A 20,261-nucleotide genomic window follows, 5' to 3' on the forward strand; every position below is an offset into this window, starting at 1 on the left:
AAGCGTCGCGCGCGAGCACGCCGAGTATCCCCGCGACACACACGTCGGTGTCCATGGCAACACCCTCGAAATCCCCCGATTCGAACATACTTGCGAGTGTAAGCGATGGGTCCGACACGTTTCCCGATCCCGAACGAGAGGCGGAATACCCACTGCGCCTTGCACCAACCGCCAAAGGCCATCAGCCCGAAGCACTCACAAGCGCGCGAGCAGGTAGGCCTGCTGTTGACGTTCACCACCGGAGGGTTCGCGAATCACCTGAACCTCCACCGCGAAGCCTGCATCGTTCAGCTTCTCGGCGATCCTTGATGGCCGCAATCTGTAGGCGTCGTAACTGACCCTGTGCCCGTACACATCCCGGAGCCGCACCCGCTCGTCGCCGATCTGAAAGGCAAGCAACAGCGATCCGCCTGGCCGCAACAGGCGAGCGAATTCCTCGAACACGATCGGCAATTGTTCGGGCGGCGTGTGGATGATCGAATACCAGGCAACGATTCCATCGAATCGTCCCGCAGAAATGGGAATGTCGAGAAGAGAGCCGACCACGAACTGCGATTGCGGACACGCAGTCGATGCGAGGCGGATCATCTCGGGCGATAGATCGATTCCTGTCACCGCCAACCCGAGACCATCAAGATGCTCGGCGACGCGCCCCGATCCGCAGCCGGCGTCGAGCACGGCTCCGTCCCCGCCCGAGGTGACCAGTTCCGTGAATATCGCCAGCATCCCACGGTCGAGCGGCTTGTCCCCGAGGTCCGAGGCAACGAGTTCGGTGTAGCTTTTCGCCACGGTGTCGTACGCCGCCCTCGTCATTGCCTGGTGATTGCGCGTCGAGGCGTCCCTGGAGGGACGCCGATCAGCGGAAGTCACGGTCGACCCCGGTTGCCCACCGGGAACATTCGACGAGTGCGACGTCGGATCTCGCAGCCAGGAACGCGCGCGCACCCGAATCTCCCGTCGAGGTGGCGAGAATCTCCGCCCAGTGTTCGCGTCCGAACACCACCGGATGCCCCGGCTCGGCGGCGAACACCGCCCGGGCCAGGTGCGAGGGCTCCGAGCGCGCGGCGCCGAGCACCGCGCGTACCACCTGCGGTCCCACGTCGGGGGTATCGACAACGTGGACGACGGCGAACTCGGCCTCGCCCGCTGCGGACAACCCCGCCTTCAGCGATGCGCTCAGTCCCGAAGCCCAATCCGGTGCGTGGACGGCGCGGGCGCCTTCGGGCATCGGTGCGTCGGCGGCACCGAGAACCACCAGGACACTGGAGCAACCGCCACCGAGGAGAGCACTGACGGCCGTGTCGAGCCAGCCACCGTCCGCGGCGAGCACCTTGGGCGAGCCGAATCGACGACCCTCCCCTGCTGCGAGAACAATTCCAACCGCGACTTCTGACACCCAGCAACCTTCCATTTGGATCTTCGTACAACACGCGGCTCGTGACTGCCTCGAATATTGTGCGCGCTCGACTCGCGGCAACCGCCCCGATACCGGATTCTGATAGCACTTCTCCTGCAGCGTGGCAGGAATTCATGCCCTGCTTGCTACCGCGAGGTGTCCACATGTCCGTTCTACCCACCAAGCGTCGCCGTGTTCACCCCGTCGACGAGGTCCTGCCTGTTCCCAAGCTGGCCGCGTACGGCTTCCAACACGTCGTCGCATTCTACGCCGGTGCCGTGTTGGTGCCCATCATCATCGGCAGCGCGATCGGACTGACCAACGAGCAGCTCATCCATCTGATCAACGCCGACCTGTTCACCTGCGGTATCGCCTCGATCATTCAGTCGGTCGGCTTCTGGAAGGTGGGTGTGCGCCTACCGCTGCTTCAAGGTGTGACCTTCGCGGGCGTTTCGCCGGTGATCGCAATCGCGATGGCCAACGGCGGCGGCACAGAGGGACTGCTGTACGTCTACGGTGCAGTCATCGTGGCCGGCCTCTTCACGTTCTTCATGGCACCGTACTTCAGCAAGCTGCTGAGATTCTTCCCACCGGTCGTCACCGGAACCGTCATCACCATCATCGGCGTCGCACTGCTTCCCGTAGCCGTCAACGACGCAGTGACCAATCCGGCTACCCACGAACAGGATCCGACGAACGGACGGTGGATGGCGTATGCCATCGGCACGTTGCTGATCATCGTGCTTATTCAACGGTTCTTCAAGGGATTCATGGCGACGATCGCGGTGCTGCTCGGCCTGGTGATCGGCAGTGCCGTCGCGTTCTTGCTGGGAGACATGAACTTCGACGGCACCAGCGAGGCATCGTGGGTGGGCTTCACCCAGCCGTTCCTGTTCGGCGTCCCTCAATTCAGCCTGGTGGCCATCATTTCGATGATTGTCGTCATGCTCATCATCGCCGTCGAAACCACCGGCAGCGTCTATGCCACCGGCGAAATCGTCGGCAAGCGCATCAAGAAGGAGGACATCGCGGCGACGCTGCGGGCCGACGGCATCGCGACCACGATCGGTGGCACGTTCAACTCGTTCCCGTACACGGCGTTCTCGGAGAACGTCGGGCTCGTACGTCTGACCGGGGTTCGAAGCCGATGGGTCGTCGCCACGGCCGGGCTGTTCATGATTCTCCTCGGCCTGCTACCCAAGACCGCGGCTGTGGTGGCTTCCATTCCGCCGCCGGTGCTCGGCGGCGCCGCTCTCGCGCTGTTCGCAACGGTCGCAGTGGTCGGCATCCAAACTTTGTCCAAAGTGGATTTCACGGACCACCGCAATCTCATCATCGTCGCGACGAGCCTGGGTCTGGCCATGTTGGTCACGATTCAGCCGACGGTCTCGCAAGGCGTGCCTGCGTGGTTGGAGATGCTCTTCGGTAGTGGCATCGTGCTGGGGGCAGTCAGCGCGATCGTCCTCAACGTGCTGTTCTTCCATGTCGGAGGTCGCGGCAGGACCGTCGCCGGCGGGCCGGGTAAGGGCATCACTCTCGAACAGGTCAATGCGATGTCCCCGGAGGAGTTCGCGTCGACCTTCGGTGGCCTCGTGCAGGGCACACCCTGGGTTGTCGAGCGTGCCTACGAGCAGCGTCCTTTCGCCGACGCGCACGGCCTTCGGGAAGCTTTCCAGGCAGCACTGTTGGCCGGCACCACGGAGGAACAGCTGGAACTGATCAACAACTATCCCGACCTCGGCAGCGAGGACGCGACGGGCACACTGAATGCGGCGGACCACACCGGCCTGTCCAATCTAGAGGAGGACGAGCACGAGAACATCGTCGAGTTGGCCAGCGAGTATCGCGAGCACTTCGGTTTCCCGCTGGTCATCTGCGCGCGCGAGACAGAGCGCTACGATCGCGTTCTCGCGAACGGCTGGTCGCGGATCGAGAACGCGACAGCTACCGAGCGTTCCTTTGCGATGATCGAGATCGCCAAGATCGCCAACTACCGTTTCGACGATCTCGTCGCCGACGCCAACCCGATCGCGTCCGCCCGTTTCGGTCGGCTCGCCGAGCACAGATAGAGAGACTGCCGTGCTACACGAATGGATCGGCCTCGAGGGGTTCAACAGACTCTCGGACAGGCAGGCGATGCATGCGCTTTTCGAGTGCTGCTCGTCGTCGATCTGGGCGCGCCGCGTCGCTGGATCGCGTCCGTTCACCACTCGGGATCAGCTCCTCGACCGGGCCGAACGGGTGCTCGCCGAGCTGCCGGAGGCCGAGATAGATCGGGCACTCGACGGTCATCCACGGATCGGCGGCACAGCAGACAATGCCTCCTCCCAACGCGAGCAGGCAGCCGTGCAGCGCGCCGGATCGGACCTACTGACCGAGCTCGCCGCGGCGAACCGGAAATACGAGGATCAATTCGGCCACGTATATCTGGTGTGCGCCACGGGCAGATCAGCCGAAGAGTTGCTCGCTATCCTCGAAGAAAGGTTGGGCAACGATCCGGAAACCGAGCGACGGGTGCTGCGTGTGGAATTGGCGAAGATCAACAGAATTCGGCTGAATCGACTGTTGGGGCCGGAGGAATGAGCGGGCTCAGCACCCACGTGCTCGATGCAATGAACGGCACACCTGCCGCCGGGATCGCGGTGTCCTTGTTCGGCACCGGCGCGGAAGCCTTGACCACGACGACAACCGATGTGGACGGAAGGGTGCCCGAGCTGGCGCCGGGTCCACTCGAACCCGGGGTATACCGGCTCTCCTTCGACACCGGCAGCTACTTCGCACAACTCGACGTGCCCACGTTCTATCCGGAAGTGTCCATATCGTTCACCGTGACCAGTACCGACGCCCACTACCACGTCCCATTGCTGTTGTCGCCGTACGCCTATTCGACCTATCGCGGGAGTTGACATGACTGATCTGACCGGAAAGATCGTCCTCGGGGCGAACCAGTACGGGAAAGCGGAGAACCGGGTGGTGCGAATCTACCGGGACACGCCACGGCACGAGATTCACGACATCAACGTATCGAGCGCGCTCCGCGGCGACTTCTCCCCCGCCCACCTCGTCGGCGATCAGTCGAACGTGCTACCCACCGACACTCAGAAGCAGACCGCGTACACGTATGCGAAGTCCAAGGGCCTGCTGCACATCGAGAGCTACGGTCTCGACCTCGCCCGGCACTACGTCGACGATGTCGACCCGGTCGAAGCAGCACGCATCGAGCTGGAGGAGTACGCCTGGCAGCGGGTGGTCATCGACGGCGCAGAGCACGATCACACCTGGACGCGCAAGGGCGAAGAGATCAGAACGTCGGCCGTCACCGTCGAGGGCTCGGGCGAGGACCGAAAGACTTCGGTGATCAGCGGCTTCAAGGAATTGATCATCCTCAAGTCGACCGGTTCCGAGTTTTCCGGCTTCCTCGAGGACGAGCTGACCGTGTTGGAGCCGACGCACGACCGCGTCATGGCGACATCACTGACCGCGCAGTGGCGCTACACCCACACCGATATCGATTGGGACGCTGTGTATGCCGGAGTGAAGGCCGCGATGATCGAACGCTTCGCCAATCTTCAGTCGCTCGCACTACAACAGACGCTGTATGCGATGGGTGCGGCTGTGCTCGAGAAGTACCCGTACATCGCCGAGATCCGGATGTCGGCGCCGAACAAACACCATTTCCTCTACGACACCGGTCGCTTCGGCGTCGAGAATCGAAACGAGGTGTTCAACGCCGACGACCGTCCGTACGGTCTCATCCAGGCAACCGTCGAGCGCGAGGACGCTCCTGAAGCGGGCAGCGCCTGGCGGACCTTCCAGAGCATGTGAGCGGAAATACGTGCCCCACTATGCATTTTCGCGCACATGCGGCGGAGCCGCCTAACGCAGGATCTGCTCCGCCCATTCCACCAACGGTGTCATCTTTCGCCACGAATCCCTGACCTGCACAGCCGCTTTCGGAGTCTCGAGCCATCCGGGTGAACCGAAGTGCTTGCTGACGGTCAGCGTCTTGTGGCGCAGCAGGGTGATGCGCGGATGGTCGGCGTCGTAGCCGCGCGGTTTGGTCTTGAGCTGGTCGCCTCCCAGCGCGAACCCAGCCTTTTCCATCACCGCGACGATGCCTTCCAGTTCGGTTCCGCGAACCTGGTTGTCGACGGCCTCGCGAAATCGAGCGACACCCTCGGCACTGGCGCCGTAGAAACCCCCGGCGACGAACAGCCCGGCCGGGTCGATCTGCACGTAGTAGCCGAGACTGGGGCCTCGTGCGATGAACGCGCCCTGGTGGGCCTTGTAGGGGGTCTTGTCCTTGGAGAAACGCACATCGCGATACGGCCGGAACAGCTTGGCTTCACCGAACTCCGGCTCGAGCTCGGCGACCAATGCCTTCATCGGCGCCTTGACCTCCTGCTCGTACACCTCCTTGTGGGCGTTCCACCACACCTTGCTGTTGTCCGCTTCGAGGTCCTCGTAGAAATCGAGTGCAGCGAACGGTATTCCCGTGAAAGCCATGCTGCAATTCTAAGTCGCCTGGTCTCTAGGCTCCCTGGTCGACGCCCCCACCGACCTCAGCGCGAGGTACACATCGAGTCGGTCGGTAGTGGACCCGAGATCGCGACCCAGGAGCTCCTCGACCCGCTTGATGCGATAGCGAACGGTGTTGAGGTGCACGTGCAGCACCTCGGCGGTCTTGTTCCACGACCCGCCCTGAGCGAGGAACTCCTCCAACGTAGACAACAGAACCGAATCGACGTCGTATTCGAGAACCGGACCCAGGACACGTTCTGCATACTGGCGCCGAACTCTGTCGGGGAGAATCGAGACCAGTGACACCGCCGAGTCCAGGTCGCCGGCCGTCACGATCGCCACCTGCCGATCGCTGGCTCTGGCCACGTCGAATGCGTGCCGCGCAGCATCGACGGCACCTTCGAGAGCAGCACCGGTGACCTCGGAGCTGACCCCGACCACCAACCGGCTACGCCCGATACCCGGAGCCAGGCGTCGCAACCGCGTACGAAGAACCGGCACGATGTCGACGTCCCTCGTGCCCACGATCCCAACGATGTCTCCCCTGCTCCCACCGCCAACGCAACCGCCACCGAACGAGGTGAGCGTATCCAGCAGGAGCGTCCTGAGCAGCTCGTTCGCATCGCTGCGCCCCACGAAGGCCGCACTGATCACAACCAGCGGACTATCCGGATCCACCCCGGCCTGACGAAGACGAACGAACGTTTCCCTACCAAACCCCTGCAGCCCGTTTCGCTCGCTGCCACCCTCGAGGAGGCGCACGGCCTGATCGGCGATCTCGCGGCGGACCAGCCTGCCCTCTTCCCTGCGCGCTCGGTCCAGCGCGGCAATCGCGGCGAGCTGACCGAAGGCGTCGGTGATCGCCGGGGCGAACGTGGCGAAGTCGCCCGCCACCGCCAGGAACCACCGCGTGGCGCGCATGGACAACGATGCCCCGACGCCGAAGATGCTGAATGTGCGCGCCCGGCCCCCGGCCCGCTCGTCGCGCAAGGTCACGGTAGCGGGCAGGCTTTCGGCCGAGAGCGCGCGATGAGTCAGCGCGTCGACATCCGAATCGGACAGCGGTGTCGCCTCGATCACCAGTCGGCGCCCCGTGGCGGTGAAAATCAAACACTGCATGCCGGTTTCGCGCGTGGTGTGCAGCGCGAGCTCGTCGAGGGCACGTCCCTCGGCCACTGCTGCGAGCAGTTGCCGCTGACGCATCAAGGATGCGTTCAACGTCGCGATCCGGTCGCCCGCCACCCTGCCGACCAGAAACTCCGTGACGTCGCCGAAGGAGACTGAATCCGGGACCGCCAGCAGCGGCAGCCCGTATCGCTCGCACGCCTCGACGAGATCGTCGGGAATATGGCCGAGCAATCCCTCACCCGCCGCCAGGGCCGCAGCCCCGGAGTCGAACACGGCGCGAGCGAACCTCTCGGAATCGGCGGCCGAACGACGCCACACCAGCCCTGTGATGACGAGTTCACCGCCCGCGATGTATCGCGACGGGTCGGGAAGATCGGTCGTGAACGTCCATCGCACAGTACGTTCGAGGGCTTCGGTATCGGTGGTGAGCATCCGGATACCGAAGTGAGCTACCTCGAGCAAGTCCTTGACCTGCACATTTCCCCCTGAACCGGACGGTTTTGTATGAACGGACAATAACCGCGCGGTGTTTCGGTCGGGTTTCCGTCGTATCGCGTCACAACACCTCCGGCGTAACAGATGTTCACTAGAGTTTCGATACAGCGAAGGAGGTGCGAGATGGACCTCGGAACGATAGAAGACGTGGTTGTCCCAGGCGACAGATCCGGGCTGCCCGAGGGGCGATCGGACACGGCCGTCCTCGCCGGCGGAACGTGGTTGTTCTCGCAGAAGCAGGATCATCTGCGGACTCTGGTCGACATCACGGCGCTGGGCTGGGAACCGCTCGTCGAGGACGAGACGGGACTCGACATCGCAGCCACCTGCACCATCGAGCACCTTGCGCTGGCCCGGTTCGACCGATGGCCGGCGACGGTGCTGTTTCACCAATGCGCCACAGCCCTGCTCGCCTCGTTCAAGATATGGAAGATCGCCACCGTCGGTGGCAACATCTGCACAGCCCTGCCCGCGGGCGCGATGATTTCGCTGACGACGGCCATGGACGGCGTCGCGCTGGTGTGGTCTCCCGACGGCGGCGACTATCGCGTCCCGGTAGCGGATCTGGTGACCGGGCCACACGCGCACTCGCTGCGCGAAGGCGATATCGTTCGAAGCATCCATCTGCCGGAACGAGCTCTGCAGGCGCGGACTGCTTTTCGGAAACTCGCACTCTCCCCGCTCGGACGATCGGCAGCGGTGATCATCGGGCGGGTCGACCTCGATGGATCGTTCGTGCTGTCGGTCACCGCGTCGACGGTGCGGCCCTACGTCCTGCGCTTTCCGACGCTTCCCACGGATGCGGCCCTGGGCCGCGAGCTCGCCATGCAGATTCCGGACTCGGCGTGGTACGACGACCCGCACGGCGCCCCCGACTGGCGACGGCACATCAGTGAGAGCTCGGCCCGCGAGATCGTCGAGGAGTTGAGATGAAGGTCGAGATCAACGGTAAGTCCACGCAGTGTTCACCGCGACCGGGGCAGTGCCTGCGAACGCTGCTGCGGGAGCACTCTCACTTCGAGGTCAAGAAGGGCTGCGACGCCGGCGACTGCGGGGCTTGCTCGGTGCTGGTGGATGGGCAGCCGGTGCACTCGTGCATTTACCCAGCATTTCGTGCTGCGGGGCGCGAGGTGGTCACGGTCGCCGGGTTGGGCACGCCGGAGGATCTGCACCCGGTACAGCGGCGCTTCGTCGAGGCCGGCGGATTCCAATGCGGTTTCTGCACAGCTGGAATGGTGGTCACCACATCGGCGCTCACCGAGGGCGACATCGACGAACTGCCCCAGCGTCTCAAGGGCAATCTGTGTCGCTGCACCGGCTACCGATCTATCGAGGACGCGGTCCGCGGGGTATCGAACATCGAACAACCCACCGACGGTGCAGCATCCGGCAGGTCGTTGTCCGCCCCGGCCGCAGCGCGAATTGTCACCGGCACCGAGCCGTACACCATGGATTACGCACCGACCGGACTGTTGCATGCCAGCGTGCTGGCGAGCCCGCATCCCCACGCGCGCGTGCTTTCCATCGACACGTCCGTGGCCGAGTCCCTCGCTGGTGTTCGGCTGGTCCTCACTGCCGCAGACAGTCCCGATCGAGCATTTTCCACGGCGCGGCACGACCAGCGAGCCGATGACCCGGACGACACCCGAGTGATCGACACGGTGATGCGGTTCAAGGGCCAACGCGTCGCGGTGGTCGTCGGTGAGACACTCGCCGCCGCAGAGGCGGGTTGCCGTGCTCTCGTCGTCGAATACGAGGAACTTCCGGCTGTCTTCGACACCGAGGCCGCGTCGCGGCCTGGGGCTCCGCTCCTGCACGGAGACAAGGGGCCGGAGTCTCGCATCGCGGACCCGTCGCGCAATCTGGTGGCCGAACTGCACGGCGCCACAGGCGATGTCGACGCCGCGATAGCCGAGGCTGATGTCGTGGTGTCCGGACGCTGGCGAACGCAGCGGGTGCAACACGTACACCTCGAGACGCACGGCACCATCGGGTGGATCGACGATTCCGGCAGGCTGACACTGCGTACCAGTACCCAGGTCCCCTTCCTCGTACGCGATGAGATCTGTGAGATCTTCGGTCTGGAACGTGATCGGGTTCGTGTGTTCACTGCGCGCGTCGGGGGCGGATTCGGCGGGAAGCAGGAGTTGCTCACCGAGGACATCGTGGCTCTCGCTGTACTCCGCACCGGCGCTCCGGTCCAGTTCGAGTTCTCGCGGACCGACGAGTTCACCGTCGCTCCCTGCCGGCATCCGTTCGAGGTCGACGTCCGGGTATCGGCCCGATCGGACGGCACCCTCACCGCGCTTTCCGTGGACGTGGTCACCGATGCCGGCGCCTATGGCAATCACAGCCCGGGGGTGATGTTCCATGGCTGCGGTGAATCCGTGGCGGTGTATCGGTGCGCCAACAAACGGGTCGACGCGAAGTCCGTGTACACCAACAACATCCCCTCGGGCGCGTTCCGCGGATACGGCCTCGGCCAGGTCATTTTCGCCGTCGAGTCCGCGCTCGACGATCTCGCCCGAGAACTCGGCATGGACCCGTTCGAGTTTCGCCGACGCAACGTGGTGGTCCCGGGTGATCCGCTGGTCGCCGCCCATGTCGAAGGCGAGGATCTGATGTTCGGGAGCTATGGACTCGATCAGTGTCTGGACCTTGCGCAGCAGGCGCTGAGGTCGGGCAACGGCGATCCGGCGCCCCCAGGATGGAAGGTCGGCGAGGGCATGGCCGTGGCCATGATCGCGACGATTCCGCCGCGCGGCCACCATGCCGAGGCCTCGATCACGCTACGCAGTGACGGGTGCTACGAAATCGGTGTCGGCACCGCCGAATTCGGCAACGGCACGACCACCGTCCATACTCAGATCGTCGCAACCGAGCTCGGGACCTCACCCGACCGCATCGTCGTGCGTCAGTCCGATACCGATGCCACCACCTACGACACCGGCGCATTCGGATCGGCGGGCACAGTGGTAGCCGGCAAAGCCGTCTACGCCGCTGCGAGGGCTATGTCCGACCGAGTGCGGGCGCTCGGTGCCGATATCACGGGCTACCGAGATCGGCTGGGGCAACTCGGGCGGGAGGGCGTAGCGTACGACGACCGAATCGTTTCGCTGAAGGACATCCTTGTTGCTGCGGGCGGAGCGCTTCGCACGCGCGGTGACAGCGGCGGCGTTCCCCGATCTCTCGCCTTCAATGTGCAGGCGTTCCGAGTCGCGGTGGAACCGTCCACCGGGACGGTGCGAATTCTGCAGTCCATCCAGAGCGCGGACGCGGGAACCGTCATGAATCCTCAGCAATGCCGCGGTCAGGTCGAAGGGGGCGTAGCGCAGGGCATCGGCTCCGCACTCTACGAGGAGATGCGCACCGATGGCGCAGGCACAGTGATCACCGATTCCATTCGTAGTTACCATGTGCCGCAGTTCAGTGACATTCCTCGAACCGAGGTGTACTTCGCGGACACCTACGATCAGCTCGGCCCGTTCGGTGCGAAGTCGATGAGCGAGTCGCCCTACAACCCGGTCGCTCCCGCGTTGGCGAACGCGATACGCGATGCGGTCGGTACCCGTCTCTACGAGCTGCCGTTGTCCTCGGACCGTATCTGGCGTTCGTTGGGCAGCTGATCGACCGGCACCCGCCAGTTATGGGTCAGTCGCCAGTACAGGTACGCGATGAGACCCAACGGGATGGGAAGCAGCCAGGTCGCAAACCGGAAAAGAAGAACCGCGGCCACGAGTTCCGCCTGTGCGTCGGTGGCCAACCCCACCCCGAGTACAGCCACGAGCGCGGCTTCTGCAACTCCGAGCCCGCCTGGGGTCGGCGCGATGAAGGCGGCGAGCCACATCGCACCGAACGCGACGACGATGCGGTCCACCCCGATCTCGTGCGGCCCCAGCCCCGACATTCTCACGGCCACACCGAGGACAAGTGCTCCGAGCAGTTGCGAGAGCACCATCGTTGCGGTCAACGACCGCCAACAAGACTGCACTCGGCCGAGTAGGTGCAGACGAAAGTCGGTGACAACCCGGTCCATGTCCCGGGGACTGATGCGGGTGATTCGACCGGCCAGCCAGCTGCGAACTCTGGTCAGGCCAAGCCCTGTCCGTCGAGCGAAGCCGTCGTTGGCAATCACCAGAGCGACGGCGAGACACACCACCGTCACGATCACGCAGACGCCCACCGCGATCGCCACCGCCGAACCTGTGATCGAGCCGAAGAGGATCATCACGACCAACGCCACCGCCATCAGCAAATAGCGCGACAGGTTTGTCCAGATTGCGATGGCGACGATTGAGGTGGAGCTGTCGGTCGGTCCGAAGCCCCATGATCGATACATCGCGAAGGTCAAACCGGTTGCGACGGTGCCCCCTTCGGGCACGGTGTTGGCCAGTGCCAGCGACGCCGTCCGGGCGACCCCGGCCTGGCCCATGGTCAATCCGGGCAGCGTGTAGACCATCGGAGGGAACATGGAGGCCAGGTACAGCAGGCCCAATCCCGAGACCACCAAGAGCTGAGTTGCGGTGATGGAGCCGACCGCCCGGGAAACGGAACCGGAGTTCCCGACTGTTCGGTAGAGGAGCCACATCACCAGTCCGACCACGCCGTACGACAGCGCAGCGGAAGCGATTCTGCGGACTGCCGGCCGAGTCATCGATCGTAGAAAGTTTGCAGAATGATGGTGCTGCGTGTCCGCACGTTTGCCGTTGCACGGATTTCCTGGAGGAGGTGTTCGAGGCTGCGGGGGGATTCGACGCGCACCAGAAGAACATAGCTCTCTTCGCCCGCCACCGAGTGGCAAGACTCGATAGCGCTGATATGACGGAGTCGTGCAGGGGCGTCATCGGGTTGCGCAGGATCGATGGGGGTGATGGCGACGAAGGCAGACAGTGCCCGACCTATCGCTTCCGGATCGACCTGGGCGGTGTATCCGCGTATGACGCGTTTCGACTCGAGCCGGCGAACACGCGATTGCACAGCGGAAACGGACAGGCTGGCTTTCTCCGCCAGGCTCGCGAGGGTGGCTCGGCCGTCTGCGACGAGTTCGTCGATGATCAACCGATCTATCCGGTCGAGGTTTTCACTCACCTGCGCAATGTAGCTCAGAGTGGACAGATTCGGCCATCGGACTCGTATGGATGAGATATCCGGAGCTGAGGTATGTTGCCGTCGACTCAGGACATGAACTGGCTCAGGACACGAACAGCGGTGGCAGTGCCAACACCATCACCGTCGACCACACCACGTGTGTGAGCATGGGCGCGAGAATGCCGCCGGAGGCCCGCCGCTGCAAGCCGAGCACGAAACCGAGTGTGATCGCCGCAAATGCCAGCATCGGATTGCCACTTGCGAGTGTGACGACGGTGTACACCAGGGTCGAAATCAGCACGGGATTGCGCCTGCCGATGGCAGCGAAGAGCGCGCCCCGGAAGAACACTTCCTCGGCAATGCCGTTGATCAGTGTGATGAACACGATAAGAGCGAGCGGTCCGAACCGGGCGTGAGCGAGGACGTTTTCGGTGAAGTCCGCGAGCGGTGGGATCTGTCGCACGATCAGCGCACCCACCACGAATACGCCGCCGGCGGCGAGTCCGATGAGGATCGGCGTGATCACCGGTCGTCTCATCGAATTGTTGAACGCTATTCGGCCCAGATGAAGCGGTCCCGAGGCGAATCCGCCGATGAACCACGTCGCTGCCAGTCCGAGCGTCAACGGGTAGAACGCAGTGTCACCCGGGTCGACGGACAACGACAAGCCCAACAGCGTTGCACCGAGGACAAGTGTGACGACCACCACGATTCGACGCCTAAGGAACGCTTTGTCGGATTCGTCGTGGTCGCGATCGACTCGTTCGACGAGTGCCGACTTGACGACATCTCTGACGCTTGTCTGCCAGGTCGCCATCACACCTCCGTTGCTGAATTCTCGACTCTACCTACCCGGTAGCACTCGGCGTATCACCGATTTGGCGCGGTCCGAAACACCATCGACTACGTCGAGGTTGGTACGAACCACCGCCGCTACCGGCCACGAGTACAGAATCTTTCGCGCTCCCAGCGATTCGAGAAGTCCCCATGTCTGCCCGGACGAAGCGGCAACGCCGTAGCGGCGGATGCCGAGTGCATCCCCACCGCACCATGCCGCGTCGGTGGCGGCCAATCGAAGGGGGTCCTTCAGCGCCCGCACGCCGGGCGGTGTTCCGACGGTTCCCTGCACACTGCGTCGCATCGCCTCCTCGATCGTGGTGCGGCCACCGTCGGGTTCGCCGACGATGTCGACGATCGCCTGCTCGGATGTTGTCATCGTGTTGTGCAACGACCCGACCAGATCCTCGGCGAGGGCATCGGGAACGGGAATGATCTTGCCGATGACGAGGCCGGCCAGCGCGGTGGGCACTCCCGGAGCGGAAACCCCGATACGCGTGAGCCCAGCAGCTTCGACGTAGGCGAACACCAGATCGCGGTAAGGAACCACGTCGGGGCCGCCGATGTCGTACGCCCCAGCGGGCACTCGTGACCTCGACTCGAGTAGATAGAACAGCACGTCGTCGACGGCGATGGGTTGCACAGGATGACCGAGCCACCCCGGCAGTGGCAGCACCGGCAGCCTGTCGGCCAGATACCTCAGCATCTCGAACGACGTGGACCCGGCGCCCAGGACGATCGCCGCTCGCAGCCACACCACCTCGACACCCTCGACGTCGAGGGCCTCGCCCACATCCGCGCGGCTCGCGAGGTGCTCCGAAAGCTCCTCGTCGGGTACGAAACCGCCCAAGTACACGATCCGATGAACACCCGCGGCAGCAGCAGCTTCGGCGAACAGCCTGGCCGCCTTTCGATCCTGCGCGCGATAATCGTCCTCGCCGATCGCGTGGACGAGGTAGTACGCAACCTCGATGGGTCCTGCGGCGACGAATGCTTCGTTCAACGACTCCGCTTGACTCGCATCGAGTTTCGTCGCCTCCACATCGTTGTACCAGTCGAAGACCTCCAGCGACTCGGGACTCCTGGACGCTGCGAAAACCTCGTCTCCCGCGTCCAACAATGCTGCGACCAGCCGTGAACCGATGTACCCGCTGGCGCCGGTGACGAGAACTCTCATGTTCTCGAGGCTAACCGCATTCGGACAGTACTGCCGAAGCCGCCGTCGACGTTGTGGCAAGGTCAGGTCATGGCACTGGTGCTCGCGGGCGTGCGACTTCCTGATCCCTACGGGGGTCTCGCAGCCGCGAGGAACGGGCTCGACCTCGCCCGGACGGGCGTGCGATGGGCACACGAGACCGCTGTGTTCGCCGTTGGCCTGCCCGGCCGCATCAACGCGTTGCTCGACGACGCCGACGCGTTGCTCGACGACGTCAGCGCGTTGATGGATCGCATCAACTCCGTCGTCGATTCCACTGAACTCGTCGTGGCCGGGGCGGAAGCGACCAACCGAGCTGCGGAGGGCGTCGTACTTTCGGCCTCGCTGACGTCCAAAACTGCGCTCGAGCTGGTGGAGTTGCTCGAACCCATCACCAGGCAATCGATGCCGTTCGCGCGCAAGTTCGTCGAGAGCCTTCAGGACAGCGAGGTCGACGCCGCAATCGACATGGTCGACCATCTGCCTGCGCTGGTCAAGCACATGGAAGCGACCATGCCCATCCTGGCGACGCTGGGCACCGTTGCCCCGGAGGTGCATGAACTGCTCGGCGTCACCAAAGATGTGCGGCGCGCAGTCATCGGTATTCCCGGCTTCAAATTTTTCCGTAACCGCGGACAGGACAAGCTGGACGAGGAGGGCCTCGACTGACCGATCCTCGCCACCGTCTTTCTCAGCCGTACTCTTCGACCAGCCGGTCGAACTCCTTGCGGTCGATCAATTGCGGCTCCCCGATCGCGAGGGCCTGGGCGTACTTGCTGGCGAGGTGGTAGTCGTGGCCGAGCGGCCCACGTTCACCGTCGTCCTTCTGCACGCTTGCGCCCGGTGGCACCTCGTTCTGCAATCCGTTGGTCTGCTCACCCAACCGGGCGTCGAGTTCGGCGGAGATCTTCTGCATAATTTCTCGGTCGTCGGTCATGAATCCAGACGTACCCGCCTACCACCGGTTCCACACCCCGGCCCGCTCACCGACCCACCGATGATTGTGTGTCGGTGCCTGGGGGCATCATGAGCGCATGGCCAGGAAACCATCTGCACAGCGCGAGAACGCGGTGGTCTCGGCGCTGTCGAGGTTCTCCGCGGCTACTCGAGAATGGTTCGACGGCGCGTTCGTCAGCCCCACGTCCGCGCAAGCAGGTGCGTGGGAGGCAATCGCGAGTGGGCGTCACACCCTGGTCGTCGCCCCGACAGGATCGGGAAAGACCCTGTCTGCGTTCTTGTGGTCGATAGATCAGCTGGCCAGCGCCCCGGTATCGGCGGAGTCGGAGACCAAGCGAGACCGCAAGACCAAAGTGCTCTACATCTCGCCACTCAAAGCGTTGGCCGTCGACGTCGAACGCAACCTCCGCGCGCCGCTGGTCGGCATCACACAGACTGCAAAACGCCTGGGGCTCGAGCCACCGGACATCTCCGTCGGAGTGCGGTCCGGGGACACCAGCCAGGCGGATCGCCGCACGATGATCAAGACACCTCCAGATATCTTGATCACCACACCCGAGTCGCTGTTCCTGATGTTGACCTCCGCGGCGCGCGAGTCCCTCGAGCTCGTCGACACGGTAATCGTCGATGAGGTGCACGCGGTGGCCGGAACCAAACGCGGCTCGCACCTGGCGCTGTCGTTGGAGCGGCTGGACCTGATGCTGCCGAAGCCTGCTCAGCGCATCGGTCTGTCCGCGACGGTGCGTCCACACGAGGAGGTCGGCCGGTTTCTCACCGGCGCCGCGCCCATCGAGATAGTGGCGCCACCGGCGCCCAAGACATTCGATCTGTCGGTTCGGGTACCGGTCGAGGACATGACCGAACTGGGCGTCATCGAACCGTCCGACGGTGACGCCTCCGCAGCTCCACGCCACGGGTCGATCTGGCCGCACGTCGAGGAGAACATAGTCGATCTGATCCTCGAGCATTCCTCGTGCATCGTGTTCGCCAATTCTCGTCGGCTCGCCGAGCGATTGACAGCACGGCTCAACGAGGTCTACGCCGAGCGCCTCGGCGAAGGAGACAAGACTGTCCACGGCCCGCCGTCACAACTCGGCAGCACGAGCGAGGTGAACCACGGAGCCGATCCACTCCTGGCCCGCGCCCACCACGGCAGCGTCAGCAAGGACCAGCGCGCCCTCATCGAGGACGATCTGAAGACCGGCCGGTTGCGGTGCGTCGTCGCCACCAGCAGCCTGGAACTCGGTATCGACATGGGCGCAGTCGATCTGGTGGTACAGGTGGAGGCTCCACCCTCGGTCGCCAGCGGACTGCAGCGCGTCGGGCGCGCCGGCCACCAGGTCGGCGAAATATCGAAAGGCGTGCTCTTTCCGAAACACCGGACCGATCTCATCCATTGCGCCGTCACGGTCGAACGCATGACCACCGGCAAGATCGAGGCACTCTTCGTGCCCGCGAATCCATTGGACATTCTGGCCCAGCAGACGGTGGCTGCCTGCGCACTCGAGCCCATCGACGCCCACGACTGGTTCGACGCAGTCCGCCGCACCGGGAGCTTTGCCACGTTGCCGCGATCCGCCTACGAATCGACTCTCGATCTGTTGTCCGGACGGTACCCCTCCGACGAGTTCGCCGATCTGCGCCCCCGGCTCGTGTGGGACAGAGACGCCAACACCCTCACCGGCCGCCCCGGTTCACAGCGCCTGGCCGTCACATCCGGCGGAGCGATTCCGGACCGCGGACTGTTCACGGTGTACATGGTCGGCGAAAAGGCCTCTCGCGTCGGTGAACTCGACGAGGAGATGGTCTACGAGTCACGCATCGGAGATGTCTTCGCTCTGGGAGCGACCAGCTGGCGGATCGAAGAGATCACTCACGACCGGGTGTTGGTCAGCCCAGCGTTCGGCCAGCCCGGCCGGTTACCGTTCTGGCACGGAGACGGATTGGGTCGGCCCGCCGAACTCGGCCGGGCGCTCGGTGAGTTCCTGCGCAGCACAACCGAGCGAGAGGCGCTGGCCCAACGACTGTCCGGCGATGGTCTCGACCCCAACGCCGTCAACAATCTGATCGCGCTGCTCGATGAGCAGATCGAGGCCACTGGGCAGCTTCCGACGGATCGGACGATGATCGTCGAACGGTTTCGCGACGAACTCGGGGATTGGCGCCTGGTGCTGCATTCCACCTATGGCCAGCCGGTACACGCGCCGTGGGCGCTCGCCATCGGTGCCCGCCTGATCGAGCGCTACGGCATCGATGCCGCGCCGACGGCGTCGGACGACGGGATAATTGTTCGACTACCCGATACCGAGGACAGCCCACCCGGCGCGGATCTGTTCGTGTTCGAGCAGGACGAGATCGCCGACATCGTCACCGAGCAGGTCGGCGGTTCGGCCCTGTTCGCCTCGCGCTTTCGGGAATGCGCGGCACGCGCACTGCTCCTCCCCCGGCGCAATCCGGGAAAGCGCGCGCCGCTGTGGCAGCAGCGTCAACGTTCGGCCCAGCTGCTGGACGTCGCCCGCAAGTACCCGTCGTTCCCCATCCTCCTCGAGACTGTCCGTGAATGCCTGCAGGACGTATACGACCTGCCTGCGCTCGAAGAGATTCTGGGCCAGGTCGGCCGACGGCAGATCCGCATCGTGGAGGTCGAGACGCCGTCGCCGTCGCCCTTTGCGAACTCGCTGCTGTTCAACTACGTCGGTGCGTTCATGTATGAGGGGGACAGTCCTCTCGCCGAGCGTCGGGCACAGGCACTTTCTCTGGACTCCGCCTTGCTTGCCGAGTTGCTCGGTCGCGTCGAACTCCGAGAACTGCTCGACCACAATGTCATCGAGACAACCGAACTGGAGCTTCAGCGGCTCGCCCCCGACCGCCGGGCCAAGGACATCGAAGGCGTCGCAGATCTGCTCCGCATGCTCGGCCCTCTCACTGCCGACGAGGTCGCACTACGCACCAACGGCGACGAGTCGCAGGTGTGGTTGACCGAACTTGCTGCCGCGCGGCGCGCGATGGAGGTGAGCTTCGCCGGCCGCACGTGGTGGACAGCGATCGAGGACGCCAGCCGCCTCCGTGACGCACTGGGTGTGCCACTTCCCATCGGCACTCCGGCTGCCTTCATCGAGCCGGTCGAGGATCCGCTGTCGGATCTGGTGAGCCGGTACGCCAGAACACACGGCCCGTTCTCGGTGACGAACCTGGCCGAGAGATTCGGTATCGGTTCTGCGGTGGCACGTTCGGCGCTCATGGCTCTGAGCATGGACAAGCGAGTCGTCGAAGGTGAGTTCAGACCGGGCGAGACGGGCAGCGAGTGGTGCGAGGCCGAGGTACTGCGACGCCTTCGGCGGCGATCGCTGGCGGCCGCGAGAGAAGAAGTCGAGCCTGTGGCCACCGCGACGCTCGGCCGGTTCCTACCTGCATGGCAGCACGTCGGCAGCAGACAACTGAGCGGGATCGACGGCGTCGCTACCGTTGTCGAGCAATTGGCCGGTGTACCGATACCCGCCTCGGCGTGGGAGCCCCTCGTGCTCGCATCCAGGGTGCGGGACTACTCCCCTGCCATGCTCGACGAGCTCACCTCTACCGGCGAGGTGGTGTGGTCCGGTCACGGATCCATCAGCTCCAAGGACGGCTGGGTGTGCCTGCACATGGCCGATACCGCGCCCTTGACGCTTGCGCCGGCGGCCGAAGCGGACCTCTCGGAACTACAAGTTCGAGTGCTGGACGCGGTCGCGGCGGGTGGGGCCTACTTTTTCCGGCAATTGTCGGACGCGGTGGGCAGTACCGACGACGACAGTTTGATCGCCGCGTTGTGGGAGTTGGTCTGGGCCGGACAACTGAGCAACGACACCTTCGCGCCGCTGCGCGCCCTGCTCAATGCCACCACCCGCGCCGCGCCCAGCCATCGCTCACCGCGGCGAACTCCTCGGTTGAGGTCGTATCGCAGAATGGAGCGGCCCAGTCTGCCGACACGGACCGGCCCGCCTACAGCAGCGGGTCGCTGGTCGAGGCTGCCAGATCTCGAGCCCGATGCCACCATCAGAGCCCACGCGACCGCTGATGTGCTGCTCGAACGCTACGGCATCGTCACACGCGGTTCCGTCATGGCTGAGGGCGTACCCGGTGGATTCGCGACGATGTACAAGGTGTTGACGACATTCGAGGACTCCGGACGTAGTCGACGCGGCTATTTCGTCGACTCACTGGGCGGAGCGCAATTCTCCACCTCGGACGTCGTCGACCGGCTGCGTACCTACGAGGAACGGGAGAAGACGGGAGCCGTCGTCCTCGCGGCGTGCGATCCCGCCAACCCGTACGGCGCCGCGCTGAGCTGGCCCAGGCGCGGTGAGAGCGAGGATTCTCCGAAACATCGGCCGGGCCGGAAAGCGGGTGCACTGGTCGTTCTGCACGAGGGAGCTCTCGCGTTGTATGTCGAGCGTGGAGGCAAGACCGTGCTGACATTCTCCGAAAACGACGAGGTGACCGCGATCGCGGCGCAGGCGCTGGCGGCGACCGTCGAACGCGGCGGCGTGGACAAACTGCTCGTGGAGCGTGTGGACGGCAACGACATTCACGGGACGCCCTTCTCCCGGCTGCTCACCGATGCAGGTTTCTCCGCGACCCCGCGGGGCTACCGAATGAGGCGATAGC

General features: G+C 64.4%; 17 protein-coding genes. 8 read left to right on the forward strand and 9 right to left on the reverse strand.

The window, feature by feature from the left end; genetic code table 11:
- Nucleotides 1–195: 195 nt before the first annotated feature.
- Both J1M86_RS21540 and J1M86_RS21545 read right to left on the reverse strand, forming a co-directional pair.
- A complete protein-coding gene (locus J1M86_RS21540) occupies nucleotides 196–813 on the reverse strand; it encodes a class I SAM-dependent methyltransferase (RefSeq protein WP_206511294.1) in 618 nt (205 codons plus the stop codon).
- A gap of 43 nt (nucleotides 814–856) precedes the next feature.
- Nucleotides 857–1,396, reverse strand: coding sequence for an NTP transferase domain-containing protein (locus tag J1M86_RS21545; protein ID WP_206511295.1), 540 nt, complete (start codon nucleotides 1,394–1,396; stop codon nucleotides 857–859).
- 164 nt (nucleotides 1,397–1,560) lie between these two features.
- Between J1M86_RS21545 and uraD (J1M86_RS21550) the strand changes: the two genes are divergently transcribed.
- The 4 genes from uraD (J1M86_RS21550) to pucL are packed head-to-tail and all read left to right on the forward strand — an operon-like array spanning nucleotide 1,561 to nucleotide 5,221.
- Nucleotides 1,561–3,465 (forward strand): 2-oxo-4-hydroxy-4-carboxy-5-ureidoimidazoline decarboxylase, encoded by a 1,905-nt coding sequence (uraD, locus tag J1M86_RS21550; protein ID WP_206511296.1) that lies wholly within the window; start codon nucleotides 1,561–1,563, stop codon nucleotides 3,463–3,465.
- A gap of 10 nt (nucleotides 3,466–3,475) precedes the next feature.
- Nucleotides 3,476–3,979 carry a 2-oxo-4-hydroxy-4-carboxy-5-ureidoimidazoline decarboxylase gene (gene uraD, locus J1M86_RS21555; protein WP_075840790.1) on the forward strand — a complete coding sequence of 168 codons (504 nt, stop codon included), beginning with the start codon at nucleotides 3,476–3,478 and terminating at the stop codon, nucleotides 3,977–3,979.
- Nucleotides 3,976–4,302 carry a hydroxyisourate hydrolase gene (gene uraH / locus J1M86_RS21560; protein ID WP_206511297.1) on the forward strand — a complete coding sequence of 109 codons (327 nt, stop codon included), beginning with the start codon at nucleotides 3,976–3,978 and terminating at the stop codon, nucleotides 4,300–4,302. Before uraD (J1M86_RS21555) ends, uraH begins: the two co-directional genes overlap by 4 nt.
- Nucleotide 4,303: 1 nt before the next feature.
- Nucleotides 4,304–5,221 (forward strand): factor-independent urate hydroxylase, encoded by a 918-nt coding sequence (gene pucL / locus J1M86_RS21565; protein ID WP_206511298.1) that lies wholly within the window; start codon nucleotides 4,304–4,306, stop codon nucleotides 5,219–5,221.
- A gap of 51 nt (nucleotides 5,222–5,272) precedes the next feature.
- Here the strand turns inward: pucL and J1M86_RS21570 are convergent, their stop codons facing one another.
- Both J1M86_RS21570 and J1M86_RS21575 read right to left on the reverse strand, forming a co-directional pair.
- Entirely contained in the window at nucleotides 5,273–5,902 is a 630-nt protein-coding gene (locus J1M86_RS21570; protein WP_206511299.1) for a DUF2461 domain-containing protein, read from the reverse strand.
- 9 nt (nucleotides 5,903–5,911) lie between these two features.
- Nucleotides 5,912–7,522 (reverse strand): PucR family transcriptional regulator, encoded by a 1,611-nt coding sequence (locus J1M86_RS21575; protein ID WP_206511300.1) that lies wholly within the window; start codon nucleotides 7,520–7,522, stop codon nucleotides 5,912–5,914.
- 141 nt (nucleotides 7,523–7,663) lie between these two features.
- Here J1M86_RS21575 and J1M86_RS21580 point away from each other — a divergent pair, with 141 nt between their 5' ends.
- Nucleotides 7,664–8,473 carry an FAD binding domain-containing protein gene (locus J1M86_RS21580; protein WP_206511301.1) on the forward strand — a complete coding sequence of 270 codons (810 nt, stop codon included), beginning with the start codon at nucleotides 7,664–7,666 and terminating at the stop codon, nucleotides 8,471–8,473.
- Nucleotides 8,470–11,166 carry a molybdopterin cofactor-binding domain-containing protein gene (locus J1M86_RS21585; RefSeq protein ID WP_206511302.1) on the forward strand — a complete coding sequence of 899 codons (2,697 nt, stop codon included), beginning with the start codon at nucleotides 8,470–8,472 and terminating at the stop codon, nucleotides 11,164–11,166. Before J1M86_RS21580 ends, J1M86_RS21585 begins: the two co-directional genes overlap by 4 nt.
- Here J1M86_RS21585 and J1M86_RS21590 read toward each other — a convergent pair.
- From J1M86_RS21590 to J1M86_RS21605, 4 genes are all read right to left on the reverse strand, one after another.
- The gene (locus J1M86_RS21590) at nucleotides 11,115–12,194 is read right to left on the reverse strand and encodes a lysylphosphatidylglycerol synthase domain-containing protein (protein WP_206511303.1); all 1,080 of its coding nucleotides are present in this window, start codon (nucleotides 12,192–12,194) and stop codon (nucleotides 11,115–11,117) included. The two genes, J1M86_RS21585 and J1M86_RS21590, sit on opposite strands and share 52 nt — an antisense overlap.
- Entirely contained in the window at nucleotides 12,191–12,628 is a 438-nt protein-coding gene (locus tag J1M86_RS21595; protein ID WP_206511304.1) for an Lrp/AsnC family transcriptional regulator, read from the reverse strand. The genes J1M86_RS21590 and J1M86_RS21595 overlap by 4 nt, the downstream gene beginning before the upstream one ends.
- Nucleotides 12,629–12,731: 103 nt before the next feature.
- Nucleotides 12,732–13,445 carry a CPBP family intramembrane glutamic endopeptidase gene (locus tag J1M86_RS21600; protein WP_206511305.1) on the reverse strand — a complete coding sequence of 238 codons (714 nt, stop codon included), beginning with the start codon at nucleotides 13,443–13,445 and terminating at the stop codon, nucleotides 12,732–12,734.
- A 27-nt stretch (nucleotides 13,446–13,472) separates the two neighbouring features.
- Nucleotides 13,473–14,642: an NAD(P)H-binding protein gene (locus tag J1M86_RS21605; RefSeq protein WP_206511306.1), complete on the reverse strand. Its 1,170-nt coding sequence runs from the start codon at nucleotides 14,640–14,642 to the stop codon at nucleotides 13,473–13,475.
- A 69-nt stretch (nucleotides 14,643–14,711) separates the two neighbouring features.
- Between J1M86_RS21605 and J1M86_RS21610 the strand changes: the two genes are divergently transcribed.
- Nucleotides 14,712–15,329 (forward strand): ribulose 1,5-bisphosphate carboxylase large subunit, encoded by a 618-nt coding sequence (locus J1M86_RS21610; RefSeq protein ID WP_206511307.1) that lies wholly within the window; start codon nucleotides 14,712–14,714, stop codon nucleotides 15,327–15,329.
- A gap of 22 nt (nucleotides 15,330–15,351) precedes the next feature.
- On the opposite strand, the gene J1M86_RS21615 is transcribed toward J1M86_RS21610, so the two are convergent.
- Nucleotides 15,352–15,597, reverse strand: a complete 246-nt coding sequence (locus tag J1M86_RS21615; protein WP_075840783.1) for a modification methylase HgiDII — start codon at nucleotides 15,595–15,597, stop codon at nucleotides 15,352–15,354.
- A gap of 97 nt (nucleotides 15,598–15,694) precedes the next feature.
- Here J1M86_RS21615 and J1M86_RS21620 point away from each other — a divergent pair, with 97 nt between their 5' ends.
- A complete protein-coding gene (locus J1M86_RS21620; protein ID WP_206511308.1) occupies nucleotides 15,695–20,260 on the forward strand; it encodes an ATP-dependent helicase in 4,566 nt (1,521 codons plus the stop codon).
- Nucleotide 20,261 lies beyond the last annotated feature (1 nt).

This window comes from Rhodococcus sp. KRD197 (assembly GCF_017168235.1).
Classification (GTDB): Bacteria; Actinomycetota; Actinomycetes; order Mycobacteriales; family Mycobacteriaceae; genus Rhodococcoides.

Bases quoted from the DNA above. Each gene is read 5' to 3' on its own strand.
- J1M86_RS21540 (WP_206511294.1), bottom strand. From the start codon at position 813: ATGACGAGGGCGGCGTACGACACCGTGGCGAAAAGCTACACCGAACTC.
- uraD (WP_206511296.1), top strand. From the start codon at position 1,561: ATGTCCGTTCTACCCACCAAGCGTCGCCGTGTTCACCCCGTCGACGAG.
- uraH (WP_206511297.1), top strand. From the start codon at position 3,976: ATGAGCGGGCTCAGCACCCACGTGCTCGATGCAATGAACGGCACACCT.
- pucL (WP_206511298.1), top strand. From the start codon at position 4,304: ATGACTGATCTGACCGGAAAGATCGTCCTCGGGGCGAACCAGTACGGG.
- J1M86_RS21570 (WP_206511299.1), bottom strand. From the start codon at position 5,902: ATGGCTTTCACGGGAATACCGTTCGCTGCACTCGATTTCTACGAGGAC.
- J1M86_RS21580 (WP_206511301.1), top strand. From the start codon at position 7,664: ATGGACCTCGGAACGATAGAAGACGTGGTTGTCCCAGGCGACAGATCC.
- J1M86_RS21585 (WP_206511302.1), top strand. From the start codon at position 8,470: ATGAAGGTCGAGATCAACGGTAAGTCCACGCAGTGTTCACCGCGACCG.
- J1M86_RS21590 (WP_206511303.1), bottom strand. From the start codon at position 12,194: ATGACTCGGCCGGCAGTCCGCAGAATCGCTTCCGCTGCGCTGTCGTAC.
- J1M86_RS21600 (WP_206511305.1), bottom strand. From the start codon at position 13,445: ATGGCGACCTGGCAGACAAGCGTCAGAGATGTCGTCAAGTCGGCACTC.
- J1M86_RS21605 (WP_206511306.1), bottom strand. From the start codon at position 14,642: ATGAGAGTTCTCGTCACCGGCGCCAGCGGGTACATCGGTTCACGGCTG.
- J1M86_RS21610 (WP_206511307.1), top strand. From the start codon at position 14,712: ATGGCACTGGTGCTCGCGGGCGTGCGACTTCCTGATCCCTACGGGGGT.
- J1M86_RS21615 (WP_075840783.1), bottom strand. From the start codon at position 15,597: ATGACCGACGACCGAGAAATTATGCAGAAGATCTCCGCCGAACTCGAC.
- J1M86_RS21620 (WP_206511308.1), top strand. From the start codon at position 15,695: ATGGCCAGGAAACCATCTGCACAGCGCGAGAACGCGGTGGTCTCGGCG.